13 protein-coding genes are annotated in these 15,895 nt (G+C 63.2%); 9 read left to right on the forward strand and 4 right to left on the reverse strand.

Translation table 11 applies throughout. The features are described 5' to 3' along the window. Positions 1-49: 49 nt before the first annotated feature. A complete protein-coding gene (accD, locus tag ACQZAB_RS11485) occupies positions 50-937 on the reverse strand; it encodes an acetyl-CoA carboxylase, carboxyltransferase subunit beta (RefSeq protein WP_428389659.1) in 888 nt (295 codons plus the stop codon). Between the two features lie 116 nt (positions 938-1,053). Between accD and ACQZAB_RS11490 the strand changes: the two genes are divergently transcribed. Then, on the forward strand, positions 1,054-1,863 hold the full coding sequence (locus ACQZAB_RS11490; RefSeq protein WP_428389660.1) for a fumarylacetoacetate hydrolase family protein: 810 nt from the start codon (positions 1,054-1,056) through the stop codon (positions 1,861-1,863). 92 nt (positions 1,864-1,955) lie between these two features. Here ACQZAB_RS11490 and ACQZAB_RS11495 read toward each other — a convergent pair whose 3' ends face one another. After that, positions 1,956-2,510: a pilus assembly FimT family protein gene (locus ACQZAB_RS11495; protein WP_428389661.1), complete on the reverse strand. Its 555-nt coding sequence runs from the start codon at positions 2,508-2,510 to the stop codon at positions 1,956-1,958. Between the two features lie 142 nt (positions 2,511-2,652). Between ACQZAB_RS11495 and ACQZAB_RS11500 the strand changes: the two genes are divergently transcribed. The 3 genes from ACQZAB_RS11500 to ACQZAB_RS11510 are packed head-to-tail and all read left to right on the forward strand — an operon-like array spanning position 2,653 to position 7,069. Beyond that, the gene (locus ACQZAB_RS11500; RefSeq protein WP_428389662.1) at positions 2,653-3,153 is read left to right on the forward strand and encodes a type IV pilus modification PilV family protein; all 501 of its coding nucleotides are present in this window, start codon (positions 2,653-2,655) and stop codon (positions 3,151-3,153) included. Next, on the forward strand, positions 3,153-3,737 hold the full coding sequence (locus tag ACQZAB_RS11505) for a prepilin-type N-terminal cleavage/methylation domain-containing protein (protein ID WP_428389663.1): 585 nt from the start codon (positions 3,153-3,155) through the stop codon (positions 3,735-3,737). Before ACQZAB_RS11500 ends, ACQZAB_RS11505 begins: the two co-directional genes overlap by 1 nt. Beyond that, on the forward strand, positions 3,737-7,069 hold the full coding sequence (locus ACQZAB_RS11510; RefSeq protein WP_428389664.1) for a LamG-like jellyroll fold domain-containing protein: 3,333 nt from the start codon (positions 3,737-3,739) through the stop codon (positions 7,067-7,069). The genes ACQZAB_RS11505 and ACQZAB_RS11510 overlap by 1 nt, the downstream gene beginning before the upstream one ends. A 74-nt stretch (positions 7,070-7,143) precedes the next feature. Here the strand turns inward: ACQZAB_RS11510 and ndk are convergent, their stop codons facing one another. Then, entirely contained in the window at positions 7,144-7,605 is a 462-nt protein-coding gene (gene ndk, locus ACQZAB_RS11515; RefSeq protein ID WP_428389665.1) for a nucleoside-diphosphate kinase, read from the reverse strand. Positions 7,606-7,983: 378 nt separating this feature from the next. Here ndk and ACQZAB_RS11520 point away from each other — a divergent pair, with 378 nt between their 5' ends. The 4 genes from ACQZAB_RS11520 to ACQZAB_RS11535 all read left to right on the forward strand — a co-directional run bounded on the left by ACQZAB_RS11520 (position 7,984) and on the right by ACQZAB_RS11535 (position 13,974). Further along, complete coding sequence (locus tag ACQZAB_RS11520; protein WP_428389666.1) at positions 7,984-8,697, forward strand: 3D domain-containing protein; 714 nt, start codon at positions 7,984-7,986, stop codon at positions 8,695-8,697. Positions 8,698-8,806: 109 nt separating this feature from the next. Beyond that, positions 8,807-10,012: an efflux RND transporter periplasmic adaptor subunit gene (locus ACQZAB_RS11525; RefSeq protein WP_428389667.1), complete on the forward strand. Its 1,206-nt coding sequence runs from the start codon at positions 8,807-8,809 to the stop codon at positions 10,010-10,012. A gap of 39 nt (positions 10,013-10,051) precedes the next feature. After that, positions 10,052-13,390, forward strand: a complete 3,339-nt coding sequence (locus ACQZAB_RS11530) for an efflux RND transporter permease subunit (RefSeq protein ID WP_428389668.1) — start codon at positions 10,052-10,054, stop codon at positions 13,388-13,390. A gap of 146 nt (positions 13,391-13,536) precedes the next feature. Further along, a complete protein-coding gene (locus ACQZAB_RS11535; RefSeq protein WP_428389669.1) occupies positions 13,537-13,974 on the forward strand; it encodes a DUF2203 domain-containing protein in 438 nt (145 codons plus the stop codon). 69 nt (positions 13,975-14,043) lie between these two features. Here the strand turns inward: ACQZAB_RS11535 and ACQZAB_RS11540 are convergent, their stop codons facing one another. Next, complete coding sequence (locus ACQZAB_RS11540; protein WP_428389670.1) at positions 14,044-14,808, reverse strand: glycosyltransferase family 2 protein; 765 nt, start codon at positions 14,806-14,808, stop codon at positions 14,044-14,046. Between the two features lie 74 nt (positions 14,809-14,882). On the opposite strand from ACQZAB_RS11540, the gene metF reads away from it, so the two are divergent. Beyond that, positions 14,883-15,797 carry a methylenetetrahydrofolate reductase [NAD(P)H] gene (gene metF, locus ACQZAB_RS11545; RefSeq protein ID WP_428389671.1) on the forward strand — a complete coding sequence of 305 codons (915 nt, stop codon included), beginning with the start codon at positions 14,883-14,885 and terminating at the stop codon, positions 15,795-15,797. The last annotated feature ends 98 nt before the right edge of the window (positions 15,798-15,895 follow it).

The raw sequence follows: 15,895 nt of genomic DNA on the forward strand, positions 1-15,895 counted from the left end.
CCCGTAATCATCGGGCAGCACCACTGCCCATTTCTTTCAAATCACGGGCCTACTTACCCGCGTAGTCAATGAACCTCGATATCTCTGACCGAAGCTCGCCCCGAGGCGTGATCCGGTCCACAAACCCCTTCTCCAGCAGAAACTCCGACCGCTGAAAGCCCTCAGGCAGTTCCTGCTTGACGGTATTCGCAATCACCCGAGCACCCGCAAAACCAATCCGCGCCTTCGGCTCCGCAATGATGAGATCCCCAAGCATCGCGAAAGACGCCGTCACCCCACCATAAGTCGGGTCCGTCAGCACCGAGATAAACAACCCGCCCGCATCATCCAGACGAGCCAATGCCGCCGAAGTCTTCGACAGCTGCGCCAGCGACAGCGCACTCTCCTGCATCCGCGCCCCACCACTCGCACTCACCACAATCAGCGGCCGATCATCATCCGTCGCCAACTCAATCGCCCGCGTCAGCTTCTCACCAACCACACTCCCCATCGAAGCCATCATGAAACGCGGGTCCATCACCGCCAGAATCACACCACGACCCTTGATAAACCCACGCCCGCAGATCATCGCATCCTTCGCCCCCGTCTTCGCCTGCTCCTCCTTCAGCCGATCCACGTAAGGCTTACGATCTACAAACTTAAGCGGGTCCACCGGCGCAAGATCATCCCAAAGCGACTCAAAACTGTCCGGGTCCACCAACTGCTCGATCCGACGCTCCGCATCCACCGGGAAGTGGTGCTGGCACATCGGACACACGTCCAGGTTCTCCCGGACCTGCTTCACAAAGCACATCGCCTCGCAGCTCGGACACCGCGACCACAGACCCTTAGGCACATCACTACGGTCCTGGCCCTCGATCACGTCGTGCCAGCTACGCGGTACATCCACACCCGGCGCGCCGTGTGCCGGCGCCTCTGTCACAGGATTCTCAGGCAAGGGCAGGCTCCTCGCAGCCGCCAAAGCCCCTTCAGAGGCTCAAAACGGCGCTTTGCGTCCTCAAACCATCACGCGATCATAACCATCCAACCCAGCCCGTCCACAAGGAAGCCCCCATGCGCATCATCCGCTACCAAACCCCGAACAACGAAACCCACCACGGCATCCAGACCTCACCCAACCACGCCACCCGACTCCAGGCCGATCCCATCCACCATGGCGTCCAGCCCACCGACACCATCGACACCGTCGAACGCCTCCTCGCGCCCCTCACACCACCCAACATCTTCTGCATCGGCCAGAACTACCGACGCCACGCCGAGGAAACCGGAGCCCCCATCCCCACCCAACCCGTCATCTTCATGAAGCCCACCACCGCCATCCAGAACCCCGCCGAACCTGTCGCCATCCCCGCCTGCAACACCCATGGCGACGAAGTCGACTACGAAGTCGAACTCGCCGTCATCATCGGCAAGCCCACCCGCAACGCCACCGAAGACAACGCCCTCGACCACGTCTTCGGCTACACCGTCGCCAACGACATCTCCGCCCGACGCTGGCAGAAACACGCCGGCGGCGGCCAGTGGATCCGAGGCAAATCCTTCGACACCTTCTGCCCCCTCGGTCCCGCCATCCTCACCGCCGACGAAATCCCCGACCCCCAAGCCCTCCACCTCACCACCACCCTCAACAACCAGACCCTCCAGGACTCCAACACCGCCGACATGATCTTCCCCGTCAAAACCCTCATCGCCTTCCTCAGCCAGGACACAACACTCCTCCCCGGCACCCTCATCCTCACAGGCACGCCCGAAGGCGTCGGCTTCACCCGCAAGCCACCCATCTTCCTCCAGCCAGGCGACACCGTCACCGCCACCGTCGAACCCATAGGCGGACTCACCAACCCCATCACCACAGCCATCTAATCAAAACAAAGCCAATTCACCGTTGAAGACGTAATAGCGAGCCGTCCGCCGTGGCGGATGTCGACGCGGCTTAGTGCAAAAATCACCATCTGCTAAGGCTTACTCACCTCACCCAGAAACACATCCCCCGACCCCGCATCCACCAGCACATCGATCCGATACCCACCCGCCTCCAGCGTGATCACCCCATCCTCCGCCAACGATGTCTCCCCATAAATCCCAAACGCCACCGCCCGACCAACCCCCAGGTTGTGCGAGGCAATCCGCACCGTCCCCAACTCCGCAGCACGCCCCTCGCCAAACCGCACCTCGTAAGGCCGCTTCGTCACCGTATCCGTCACCGACGACGACCCATCTCCAAACGTAATCCGATACCCCAACCCATCCGCATCCACTTCCAGCCGTCGCGGTTCCTCAAAGTGTGCGATCGACCCCGACCGCGCCACATCCAGATCCGCCGCCAGCAGCCGAGCCGCATCCCGAATCCGACTCGCATCCGTGCCCCGCAGCAACGGCGCAGCCATCCCCATCACCACCGCGATGATCGAAATCACCAGCAGCATCTCAGCCAGCGTGAAACCACGCCGCGCCCGCACAGCCGGCGCAACCCCACCAGCCCGCATCACCGGCACGGACCGCAGACCCATAACCGAAACCAGACCCTTCATACCCAACCTATCGACCGCACAACCACACAGGTCGAGCCCGACCGTCTGAACCGCCTGCGCACACTGGCCGATATCTGACACGTACACACCCTGACCCGATCACACCAGCAGGAGAAAGAGCATGGCCGCCACATCCCCACGCCCGCGCCGCGCCTTCACCCTGCTCGAAACCCTCATCGCCGCCTCCATCCTCGCCATCATCACCCTTGCACTCACCCAGGCCATGGCCGCAGGTCACATGCAGACCAACGCCGCCCTCGAACAGGCTCGCGCCACCACGCTCCTCGAAGCCATGATCGAAGAGGCCCTCATCCTTCCCTACCCCACCGGCACCGCGCCCACCGGAGTCCTCCCCCCAACCCGCAACGCCTTCACCGATCTACGCCAGTACCACGACTACACCGAAGCACCCGGCACCCTCGTCGACCACGCCGGCACGACGCTGCCCCTGCCCTATCAGAACTTCCAGCGAACCGTCACCATCGCCGAAAACACCACCACCGCCATTGCCGACCTCGGCATCACCCTCACCGGACTCACCGTCGTCGTCCAGGTCTCACTACCCGACGGCCGCAACTGGTCCGCAGGCCGCTTCATCCCCGACCCCAACGGAGGCATCTGATGCACCGCGTCGCCTCCCGCCGAGCCCTCACACTCCTCGAACTCCTCATCGCCATCGCCGCAGCGAGCGTTATCGCTCTCGCCGGCACCACACTCCTCACCGCGCTCACCTACGCCGCCTCCGAGCAACGCGACCTCCGCGCCGTCGTCGGCAAATCCCTCGCCGTCGGAGCACGCCTCGGCGCCGAAGTCCGCGAAGCCCACCTCATCCTCGACGCCAACGACAACACCCTCATCCTCTGGCTCAACGACACCGACGACGATCAGCAGCCAGCCCTCTCCGAGATCCTCCGCATCGAAGCCGTTCCTACCGACAACACCCTCAAGACCTACGCCTTCGATCTAGCAGCGACCGACACCATCTACCCCCTCACCACCGACTTCATCGCCGAAACCACCGCCCGCATTGCCAGCGACGACATGACCCCACGCAACTGGTCCCGCGACGTCGCCGCCGCCACCTTCACCCTCGACAACCCCGACCCCCAACTCGCCCGCCTCCTCAGCTACCGCATCGACTTCACCACCGGCAACCTCACCGAAACCTACGCCAACGCCACCGCCCTCCGAAACGGAGGCCCGTGATGACCACTAGGACAAGCACTGACAAGCCCCAGGCGGAAGCCTGGGGGCCAATCCCGGGTTCCGCGAGCCCCACACGCAACCCTGAGGACAACCAAACCCGCCCCCCCCGAGGCGTCGCCCTCCTCCTCGTCCTCGCCCTCCTCGCCATCGGCAGCTCCATGGCCCTCGCCTTCGTCTCCGCCCAATCCACCACCCTTGCCATCTCCGAAAACCTCCGCAAAAAACAACTCGCACGCACCAACGCCGAGATGACGCTCTACGCCGTCTCCCGCTACCTCGAAGCCCAACCCGACTGGCGCAACCTCCTCACCGAAGGACAGATCGTCACCGGCTTCGCTGGCTCCACCGTCACCCTCAACGACGGCATCGACACCAACGACGACGGCACCATCGATGGCGACAACGACCTCATCGACGACCCCACCGAGCCCATCACCCTCACTGTCACCACCACCGTCCAAGGCGTCTCCCACACCGTCTCCCGTGCCTTCTACCCCGCGATCGGAGCCGGCGGCCCAACCATCCTCATGATCGTCAACGACGAAACCAGCCTCTCCACCCAGGAACAACTCCGCACCAACTTCCTCGGCGCCCGCGGCTACAACGTCGCCCTCGTCAACGCCTCCGCCCCTCAGCCCGACATAGATGCCGCCATCGATGAAGCCGACATCATCTACATCCCAACCACCGCCAGCACCGCTTCTCTCGGCACCAAACTCAACGAGGCTTACCTCGGCATCGTCAGCGAGCCCGCCGCCCTCACCAACGAACTCGGCCTCACCGCCGCCAACTCCGCGCCCGCCAACGGCAACCAGATCACCCTCACCGACACCGCCCACCCCATCCTCGACGGCTTCGCCCCCGGCACCATCCCTATCACCACCAGCACCACATCCCTCGCACGCCACACCCCCTCCGTCAACGCCGACACCCGCTCCCTCGCCGACAACGCTTCCGGCTCCGCCATCCTCGCCATGGAAACCGCCAGCATCCGCCACGACAGCACCGTCACCCCCGCCCGACGCGTCGTCCTCCCCTGGGGCGGAACCTCCTTCGACTTCGCAAGTCTCAATAGCCAGGGCCAGACCATCCTCACCCAGGCCCTCGACTGGGCCGGTGCCGGCGCCTCACGCATCGGCAACGCCCGACTCCTCGCCTTCTACAACTTCATCCCAGGCGATCCCCTCCCGCCCCAACTCGTCGCCCATTGGCAACTCGACGACAACGCCCCCGACACCACTGGCGGAGGCATCCTCCTCGCCGACGACCTCAAGCTCTGGAACGGTTCATCCATCGACAGCTACAGCGCCGCCGCAGGACCCTACGGCGGCTCAAACATCGCACAGAACGCACATATCGCCACAAACGCCACCGACACGGCCAGCATCGAAGCCAACGCAGGAACCATCGCCGGCGACGTCGCCATCGGCCCCTCAGGATCCATCCCCGATGTCATCCGCCTATACGCCGGAGCCACCATCACCGGCACTACCGATACCCTCGACAACCCTATCACCATCACTGCGCTCACCACCTTCACCGACATCACCACCTCCTTAGGCGACCGCACCGACGACACGTCTGCCACCATCGGCACCGACGGCGTCCAGACCAACCTCCGCTACAACAACTGGACCCTCAACGCAGGCGCAATCATCACCATCCACGGCCAGGTCCGCATCCGCGTCGACCAGTTCCTCACCCTCAACGACGGCCAGATCCTCCTGGCCCCCAACGCCACCCTAGACATCGCCATCGCCAACGACGTCACTCTCCACAACAACACCGCCATCAACCCCGACACCACCCGCACCGCCGACCTCAGCCTAAGAATCACCAACCCTGCCGCCGATCTCACGCTCGACAACGCCTCCATCGCCGGCCAGATCGACACCGCCGGATCCATCACCCTCGACAATGGCTCCACCCTCTACGGCTCGATCATCAGCGGCAACGACATCATCGCGAACAACGGCAGCATCCACCTCGACACCGACCTCCCCTCCGTCATCGATCCCAACCCATCCATCACCATCGCCGACGCCCGAAACGCCAACCCCGGCACCACCTCCGGCCCCATCCTCGCCGACCAACCCGGCCACACCCCAGCCAGCGACGCCATCACCTTCAACGGCACCGACACCCACATCGAAGTCCCCCACGACAACAGCCTGTCACTCTATCGGGGAACCATCAGTTTCTGGTTCCGTGCCAATGACCTGACGGATAGACAAGGTCTCATCACCAAGGATGCCTCAGGCCGCAGCCAGGGCGGGCACCTGCGAATCGAACTGGATGACAACCGTCTCCGCGTCACAAGCGAATCAAAAAGCAGCACATATTCGATCCAGTCAGCATCCGACCTGAGCACCGATACCTGGTATCACGCCGCCTATCTCTTCGGCCCCTCCGGCATGCGCCTCTATATAGACGGAGCGCTTGTCGATACGGATAGCCACTCCGGCACCATCGGCGATTCAACCGGCGGACCCGGCAACACCGAGCGCTGGGCATTCGCCGCAAGCAACGAAAACAGCTCAGCCGGCAGCAACAACAATCTCACCAACTTCTTCGACGGACGACTCGACGACATACGCATCTACACCGACGAACTAAGCACCACCCAGCTAGCCCAGATCATCGCAGCCCAGGAACCGTCACCAGAGCCCAACCCGGCCCTGGTCGAAGATCGATCCGGCTACGGCGTCCCCGCAAACCTCTACATCAACGACCCCGACCACATCACTTGGATCGATGGCGGCGGGATCCTGATCAACTCGCATACCTCCATCGACTCGCCGGGCCCAGTCGAGAAGCTCGCCAAAGCCATCAACGACAAACGGGAATTCTCACTCGTCGTCGACTACCACCCCAACAACATCACCAGCTACGACCAGGATCTCGTCAGCTATCAGACGACCGATTCGCAAACCAATGTCGAAGTCGAACAGCGCTACGCCCGCTTCAATATCAAGATAAGACGAGATTCAGGCTACACATCCACAGCATCGAGCAACATCTTGTCCGGTCAACGCGAGGTCATGGTCATCACCCACGACGGAACCACACTCCGTTGGTACCTCGATGGCGTCGAGAGATTCTCTGTCGGCTCAGGTGGTGCACCTAATTTCCTTCTCGGTTCCGATCTCACACTCGCGGCAGACGGCAACGGCCGAGGAAGAGAAAACTATCTCGGTCGTATCTACCGCGTCGCCTTCTACGACGGCGCCCTCTCCGAACAGGAGATCGTCGGCGCCTACAGCCAGCCCTCCAACTTCGCCGGCAACGCACCCGCAAGACCCGCACGCTGGGTCTGGAACGAACGCGAATAACTCAAACAAAAAAACGAGCCGCACCTCTCGGCACGGCTCGCATGATTTAGTTTTCTGAAAGGGGAGGAGGGGGGTTACAGATCCGAGGGATCGTAAACCCACTGATCCTTCGCCCGCTCCGTCGCATCAAACCCACCATCCGGGAACCACAGCTTCAACTCACGCTCCGCCGACGCCGCCGAGTCCGAACCATGAATCAGGTTGTAACCACCCGACATCCCGAAGTCCCCGCGGATCGTTCCCGGCTCTGCCTTCTGCCCGTTGGTCGCACCGATCAGCTTCCGGCAGACCGCGATCGCGTTCACACCCCGGACCGCCAGCACCACCACAGGCGAACTCGTCACAAACGAAAGCAGCCCCTCAAAGAACGGCTTGCCCGCATGCTCCGCATAGTGCTTTTCCGCCAGATCACGCGGGATCACCATCATCTTCATCGCAACCAGCGACAGACCCTTCCGCTCAAAACGGCTCAGAATCTCACCGCACAAGCCACGCTGCACCGCGTCAGGCTTCAGAATAATCAGCGTCGTTTCCATCACAGGCTCCTCAATCAGTTGGTGTCATCAAAACAAGGCAAGCCCAGAAACCCTCACCACCAGCCAGCACCGGCGAGAAGGCCAAAAGCAGGGAAGGGGGGCGGGGGAGGTGTTATCCCCCAAGCCTAACCCGATCGCAACCCCGTAAACCGCCCTGAAGCGCTGTCAGGCCCGTAACGAGCCAACTAGGAAGGAAAAACCGTGCCGATCGTGACATCTGGTTAAGCAGGGCAAACTTCCACCCGACATTCCAATTAGAACAATTTTGACGTCCCCGAAGTCAGGACTTTCAGTAGCAAACCACACGAACACAACGTGAATCATGTTCCGGTGCTACAATGGGATATCCACCGGGACGCGTCCCAGGAGCTTGCCGTCATGAGCCAACCCAGCCAGCTGCTAAACAACAGCTTCGCCAATGCCGGCGCAGAAAAGCTCTCCAGACTTCAGCGGCGAATCCGCCGCACATGGATGACGCTCGGCATCGCCGCCGCCGCCATGGCAGGACTCTTTATCGGCGCTGCCACCGCCGTTCTCTTGAATCCTGACCAGAACGCCAGCGGGCTCACCCTCCTCGCCATCGACAAGGAAGCCGCCGCTCTCGCTCAGGCACAGCACACCTCGGACGAACCCGAACTTACCGAGGAAGACCTCGACCTCACCACCCACCTCCTCCCGGTCGACACCGACCCCGGCACCATCGAGTTCGCCGGCAAGAGCTACCGGCTCCTCGGCGAAGTCGAAATGACCGTCACCGCCTACAGCCCCGATGAACGCTCCTGTGGACCCTGGAACGACGGCTTCACCGCCTCCGGCTACAGCGTCTGGACCAACGGCATGCGCCTCGTCGCCGCCGACACCCGACTACTGCCCTTCGGCACCGTCCTCACCATCCCCGGCTACAACAACGAGCAGCCCGTCCAGGTCCTCGACCGAGGCGGCGCCATCAAGGGCTACCGACTCGACGTCCTCTTCGCCACACACGAAGCCGCCATCCAGTGGGGCGTGCGCAAAATCCGTGTCGGCGTCTGGGCCGATCAGAACGGTTCCACCGCAGCACTGCCCATCACACTCCTGCGCACCGGCGGCTGAATCACGCCCTCACCAAAACCAAACAACCCCGTTTGACGCCATCCGGCCGCAGGTCTAACGTGACCCCGCCTGAGCACGACGCTCAAGCCCCCGCTCACGAGGTTGTGACGTGTCGGCTAACAACAAAAAACTGTGGGTTGTCTTCGCGCTGGTCGCTCTGATCCCAGCCACCCTATCCATCATCGCCACCTACGCCCTCGTCACCTACGCGACGACGCAGGAAGAGCAGGCCGGTCCACCGCCGGGCGAAATGGGCGGGCCCCCACCAGCCTCCGTCATCGTCGCACCCGTCCGTCAGCAAACCATCAGCCGGACCCAGCAGATCACCGGCCGCCTCCGCGAAATCCGCAGAGCCCAGGTCGCCGCCGAAGTCGAAGGACGCATCACCGACCTCCCCGTCGAAGTCGGCGACACCGTCACCGCCGGCCAGACCCTACTCGCACGCATCGACGGCATCTGGGCCAGCCTCGACCTCGAAGCCGCCGAAGCCGAGATCGTCTCCATCCAGGTCAGCCGCGACCAGGCCCAGCGAGACCTCGACCAACTCATCCAACTCCGCGAAACGCGCTCCGCCGTCGAGAAGGAAGTCGAAGACCAACGCGCCCTCGTCGCCTCCTACGACGCAGCCCTCCGCGCCGCCGAAGCACGACGCAACCGCGCCCGCCAATCCGTCGAACGCGTCGAAGTCCTCGCCCCTTTCGACGGCCGCGTCACCGCCAAGCACGCCGAAGTCGGCGAGTGGGCCGAGCTCGGAGCCGAACTCGTTGAGGTTGTCTCCACAGGACAAATCGACGCCGAAGCCGATGTCCCCGAGAGCCTCGTCGCCCAGATCGAAATCGGCCAGCAGGTCGAGGTCGAAATCGAATCCCTCGGCACCGTCAAAACAGGCGAGATCGTCGCCATCGCACCCGACGCCGACAACATGGCACGCACTTTCCCCGTCAAGATCCGACTCGACGACCACGACGGCAAGCTCCTCGCCGGCATGAGTGTCCAGGCCCGCATGCCCGTCGGCCCACCCGCCGACGTCCTGCTCGTCCCCCGCGACGCCGTCCAGTTCGGCACCGGCACACCCACCGTCTGGATCGTCGTACCCACCGACAGCATGCCCATGACCCTCCCCGTCGTCGTCAACATCCTCTTCCCCTACGCCGACGGCTACGCCGTACGCCAGGCACCAGGCGGACCCCAGGGACCACCCCTCATGCCCGGCACCTCCGTCGTCACCCAGGGCGCCGAATGGCTCTTCCCCACAAGGCCACTCATCCTCCAGCCCGAAGACACCCAGACCGCCAACGCCATACCGCAACCCTAGTCCTCACGACAACCTCCGCTGCCTCCGAGACACACCCACGTGGACATCATCCGCTTCGCCATCGACAACCCCGTCAAGATCACGGTTGGCGTCATCCTCCTCGTCCTCTTCGGATGGGTCTCACTACTCAGCACCCCCGTCCAGCTCACTCCCAACGTCGACCCCACCATCATCACGGTCAACACCGAGTGGACCGGACGAAGCCCCGAAGAAATCGAACGCGAGATCATCGAGCCACAGGAAGACGTCCTCAAAAACGTCGACAACCTCATCACCATGACCGCCCGGGCCAACCAGGGCGAAGCCGAAATCGAACTCGAATTCACCGTCGGCACCGACCTCCAGGCCGCCCGCGTCGAAGTCTCCGACTCCCTCCGCGAAGTCCCCGAATACCCGCCCGACGCCGAAGAACCCGTCATCACCTCAGGCGAAGCCGGAGCCGGAAGCCCCATCGCATGGCTCCTCCTCGAAGACCGTAACAAGGTATTCAACGTCCAGCACCTTGGCGACCAGATCGAAGAACGCATCAAGCCCGCCCTCGAACGCATCGCCGGCGTCTCCGAAGTCCGCGTCTATGGCGGCACCGACCGCGAAGTACACATCGAGTTCGACCCCGAGGCCATCGCCCAGCGAAGAGTCACCGTCGATGAACTCCGCGACGCACTCATCCGGGAAAACATCAACATCTCAGCCGGCGACCTCGCCGAAGGCCGCTACACCACGCAGGTCCGAACCGTCGGCCAATACGACGACCTCGATCAGATCCGAGACACCGTCGTCACCACCGACATACAAGGCGGCCCCATCCGCATCCGCGACCTCGCCACCGTCACACAGACCTTCGAAGAAAGACGCTCATTCGTCCGCTCCCGAGGCCAGGTCTCCATCGCCATGCCCGTCTACCTCGAACCCGGGGCCAACGTCATCACCGTGATGGAAGGCGTCCGCCAACGCATCCAGGAAGTCAACGACACCCTCCTCCCCCAACTCGCTCTCCTCACCCAGGAAGCCAACCAACTCCAAACCCCGCCCGACCTCGCCATCCGACAGGTCTACGACGAAACCGTCTACATCTACGACGCCATCGGACTCGTACAGTCCAACCTCTACATAGGCGGGACACTCGCCATCCTCGGCCTCCTCGTCTTTCTCCGCTCCGGCCGACCCGTCCTCGTCATCGCCGTCTCCATCCCCATCTCCGTCATCGGCACCTTCGTTGTCATGTACGCCGCCGGACGCAACGTCAACGTCATCTCCCTCGCCGGCCTCGCCTTCGCCGTCGGCATGGTCGTCGACAACGCCATCGTCGTCCTCGAAAACATCGACCGCCACCTCGCCATGGGCAAGAAGCCCCGCGTCGCCGCCTACGACGCCTCCAGGGAAGTCTGGGGAGCCATCCTCGCCTCCACCCTCACCACCCTCGCCGTCTTCGTCCCCGTCCTGACCATCCAGGAAGAAGCTGGCCAGCTCTTCCGCGACATCGCCCTCGCCGTCTGCGCAGCCGTCACCCTCTCACTCATCGTCGCCATCACCGTCATCCCCACCGTCTGCGCCCGCTTTCTCAAAACCAAAAAACAAAAATCACACGACACTCAACAAAGCTTCGGCCTCAAAGCCATCGGCAACGAAATCACCAACACCTTCTCAAACGGGATCGACCTCCTCCTCGCACCCGGCCCCGGACCAATCCTCGGCCGCATCCTCATCGTCGCCTCCTTCGTCCTCATCTCCCTGGGCGGCGCAGCCATCCTCATGCCCCCCACCGACTATCTCCCCCGAGGCAACCAGAACCTCGTCTTTGGCATCCTCATCATCCCCCCCGGTTACGACGTCGCCACCACCGAAGACATCGCCCTGCGAGTCGAATCACAACTCGAACCCTTCTGGCTCGCCGAAACAACCGAGCAGGCCGCCGCCATCGAACCCCTCCTCGACCCCTTCACCCAGCAACCCATCACCGACGTCCCCCCGATGGAGAACTACTTCTTCGTCACGTTCAATGGCGGCGCCTTCCACGGCGCAACCAGCGCTGACAAAAACAAAATCCAACCCCTCGCACCCCTCCTCTCCTCCGCCTCCACCGACAGCTGGGGCATGGGCTTCGCCCAGCAGACCTCACTCTTCGGCAGGGGGGCCGCCGGCTCCCGATCCATCGACATCGATATCGTCGGCGAATCCCTCGAATCCGTCCGCGCCGCCGCCACCGCCATACAGGGAGAAGTCCTCGCCGACTACGGACCCATGGCCGTCCAGCCCGATCCCACCAACTTCGATCGACCCGCCCGAGAAATCCGCTTCACCATCGATCGCGTCAAAGCCGCCGACCTCGGCATCGACGTCCAGGCACTCGGAAACGCCGTCGCCGCTCTCGTCGATGGCGTCATCGTCGGCGACTTCCGCATCGCCGGTGAATCCATCGACATACGCGCCATGGCCAACGCCAACATCGCCGGCGAACCCGAACGCATCGCCGACCTCCCCCTCGCCTACCGAACACCCTCAGGTGAACTAGGCGTCATCCCCGTCTCCTCCGTCGCCACCTTCAGCTACGCCCAGGCACCCCAGCAGATCCTCCGCATCGAAGAACAGAAAGCCGTCACCCTCACCGTCACACCCCCCGACAACGTCGCCCTCGAAACCGCCACCAACGACCTCAACGCCACCATCGCTTCCCTCCGCCAGCAAGGCCGCATCACCACCGACATCGCCGTCGACCTCACAGGCTCCGCCACCAAACTCGAAGAAGTCCGCGAAGCCCTCATCGGCTCCTGGTACGGCTGGACCCGCGAGACCATCCGCTCCGTCGGCCTCAGCCGCATGTTCCTCGCCGTCCTCGTCGTCTTCCTCCTCATGGCCGCACTCTTCGAAAGCTACTTCTACCCACTCGTCGTCATGATCGCCGTCCCCCTTGCCACGCTAGGCGGCTTCCTCGGCCTCGCCATCGTCCACGCCTTCGAAGAAACCCAACTCCTCGATGTCCTCACCATGCTCGGCTTCGTCATCCTCATCGGCGTCGTCGTCAACAACGCCATCCTCATCGTCCACCAGACCCTCAACTTCATGCGCGGACAGGCCGACACCGACACCGCCGAGGCCGGCCAGAAACTCCCCGCCCGAGACGCCATCCGCGAGTCCGTCCGCTCACGCTTCCGACCCATCTTCATGACCACCATCACCTCCGTCTGTGGCATGCTCCCCCTCGTCCTCATGCCCGGCTCCGGCTCCGAGCTCTACCGCGGGCTCGGCTCCGTCGTCGTCGGCGGGCTCGTCATCGCCACCCTCTTCACCCTCATCGTCGTCCCCCTCCTCCTCAGCCTCATGATCGACCTCAAGCACGCCCTCGGCCTCGAAGCCGATGGCCATACCCAAACCGCCTGAACACGGCGCCCCGAACAAGGTTCTTCTCCGGATAACCCGCTCCCCAATCACCCGAGATCCCGCTAACGACCAGACACACCCTCGCCCGATAGACCCTCTATCCCAGACCGGCCCGCAAACCGGGCCTCGGCGAAAGGATCTCCCCCATGGTTGTCCGCGACTCAGCCGCCAGCATCGAAGCACCCGTTGTCTCAAGGGTCCGATACTTCGACCCCGCTGAAGCCAACCGTGCCCTCATCTACCTCCGCCGCGTCACCGAAGACATCACCCACGCCTACGAGGAAGTCGTCCAGCTGCGCCTCCGCATCGAATCCCACGGACACACCGACACCGCAGGCATCCTCGAAGAAGCCTACAAACGCGCCATGGTCCGACTCTCAGACCTCGTCGACGAACTCCAGCAGGCTGGCGTCGAACTCCGCGACTTCGAATCCGGAACCATCGACTTCCCAGCCATCAGCGAACAAGGCGAACTCTTCCTCTGCTGGAAACTAGGCGAAGCCGCCGTCGAACACTGGCACGACGCCGAATCCCCCTGCGACCAACGACGACCCATCTCCTCCCTCCCAAGATTATTGGGCTAATCCAAGCCAAAACCCAAAACCAACAAGCCGCGGCCACCACCGCGGCTTTTTTATGTCGCCACCGACGACTCACGACCTTCGGGTACCACGCCCCTTTAGGGGCGTGATCTCACCTGCAGTAGCTGAAGCAACACGCTTCCCCCGCTCCCCCCACCAAAGCACCCCCACCGTCCAGATAATCCGCACCCCCACCCTGGCACTCACCCACAGCGACCCCGTGATCTTGCTCCGCCCCGCATGACGCTTCCGATACGGCACATCCACCTCCACCGCTCGCACCCCACGCGTCGCCGCCTTCACCTGCATCTCAATCGTCCATCCCCACGTCCGATCAACCATCTCCAACCGCTCCAACGCCTCCCACCGAATCACCCGCATCGGCCCCAGATCCCGATACCGAGCCCCCGTCGTCAACCACGCCAGCCAGCACGCCAGACCCGTCCCGAACCGCTGATGAGGATCCAGCGCCCCATTGTCCGCCAGCCGCGTCCGACACCCCATTGCCAAATTAGCCTCACCCCGCTCCAACACCCCGATCAGCTCAGGCAACGAGGCCGGATCATCCGACAAATCCGCATCCAGAAACGCCACCGCATCCGGCACATCCCCCCGATCACGAATCCACCCAAGCGCCGCCAGACAAGCACTCCCGTAACCCATCCGCGATTCCGCCACCACCTCGCCACCCCGTTCCCTCACCAACGCCGCCGTCGCGTCCGTCGATCCATTGTCCCCCACCACCACCCGACGAAACACACCCGCAGGCAGCGCTTCGAACAAAGCTCCGATATTCTCCGCTTCATTACGAGCCGGAATCACCAAATCGACGATCATCTACATAACACTCCCAGGCAGTTGACGGCCCCAACACGCCACCTACCCTACTAGGTCCACCACACGGAGGCGGTATGCACATCCTCGACATCCTCGACCAACACCCAACCACCTTCTCCTTCGAGTTCTTCCCACCCAAGAATGCCGAAGCCGCAGAAGACCTCTACACAACCATCGCCGAACTCGAAGCCCTCTCACCCGACTTCGTCTCCGTCACCTACGGCGCAGGCGGGTCCACCCGCGAACTCACCCACGACCTCGTCCTCCGTCTTAAAAAATCCACCACCCTCGATCCCATCCCCCACCTCACCTGCGTCTGCCACCAGGAAGCAGACATCGCCGAGATCCTCGACCACTACATCGCCGCCGGCGTCTCCAACATCCTCGCCCTGGGCGGCGACCCACCCCGAGACCGCGCCGACTGGGACCGCGCACAGGACGCCTTCCAGCACGCCGCCGGCCTCGTCGCATTCATTAAAAAACACGCCCAGGCCAACCATCCCGACCCTCGTGGCTTCGGCATAGGCGTCGCCGGCTTCCCCGAAGGACACCCCGCCACGCCCAACCGCCTCGACGAACTCGACCACCTCAAAGCCAAAGTCGACGCTGGAGCCGACTACATCTGCACCCAGCTCTTCTTCGACAACCACGACTTCTACGACTTCCGCGAACGCTGCGAACTCGCTGGCATCAACGTCCCCATCATCGCCGGACTCATGCCCATCACCACCACCAAAGGCATGAGACGCATGGCCGACCTCGCCGCCGGAGCACGCTTCCCCGCACCGCTCCTCCGCTCACTCCAGCGAGCCGGCGACGACCCCGAAGCCGTCCAACGCGTCGGTATCCACTGGGCCACCGAGCAGGCCCGCGACCTCATCGATCACCAGGTCCGCGGCATCCACTTCTACACCCTGAACAAATCCAGCGCCACCCGACAGATCTACGCATCCCTGGGCGTCACCAAGTCCGCCGACCTGACGCGCTGACGCATATCTCCGGACCCCATATACTGGTGTTCAGACGGCTCCGTGTCACGACCTCTCCGCCGCGCCGAGGCAGCGGTGAGTCTGAAAAACCACTCGGC

Origin of the sequence: Mucisphaera sp. (genome assembly GCF_965279675.1) — a bacterium.
Lineage (GTDB): Bacteria > Planctomycetota > Phycisphaerae > Phycisphaerales > Phycisphaeraceae > Mucisphaera.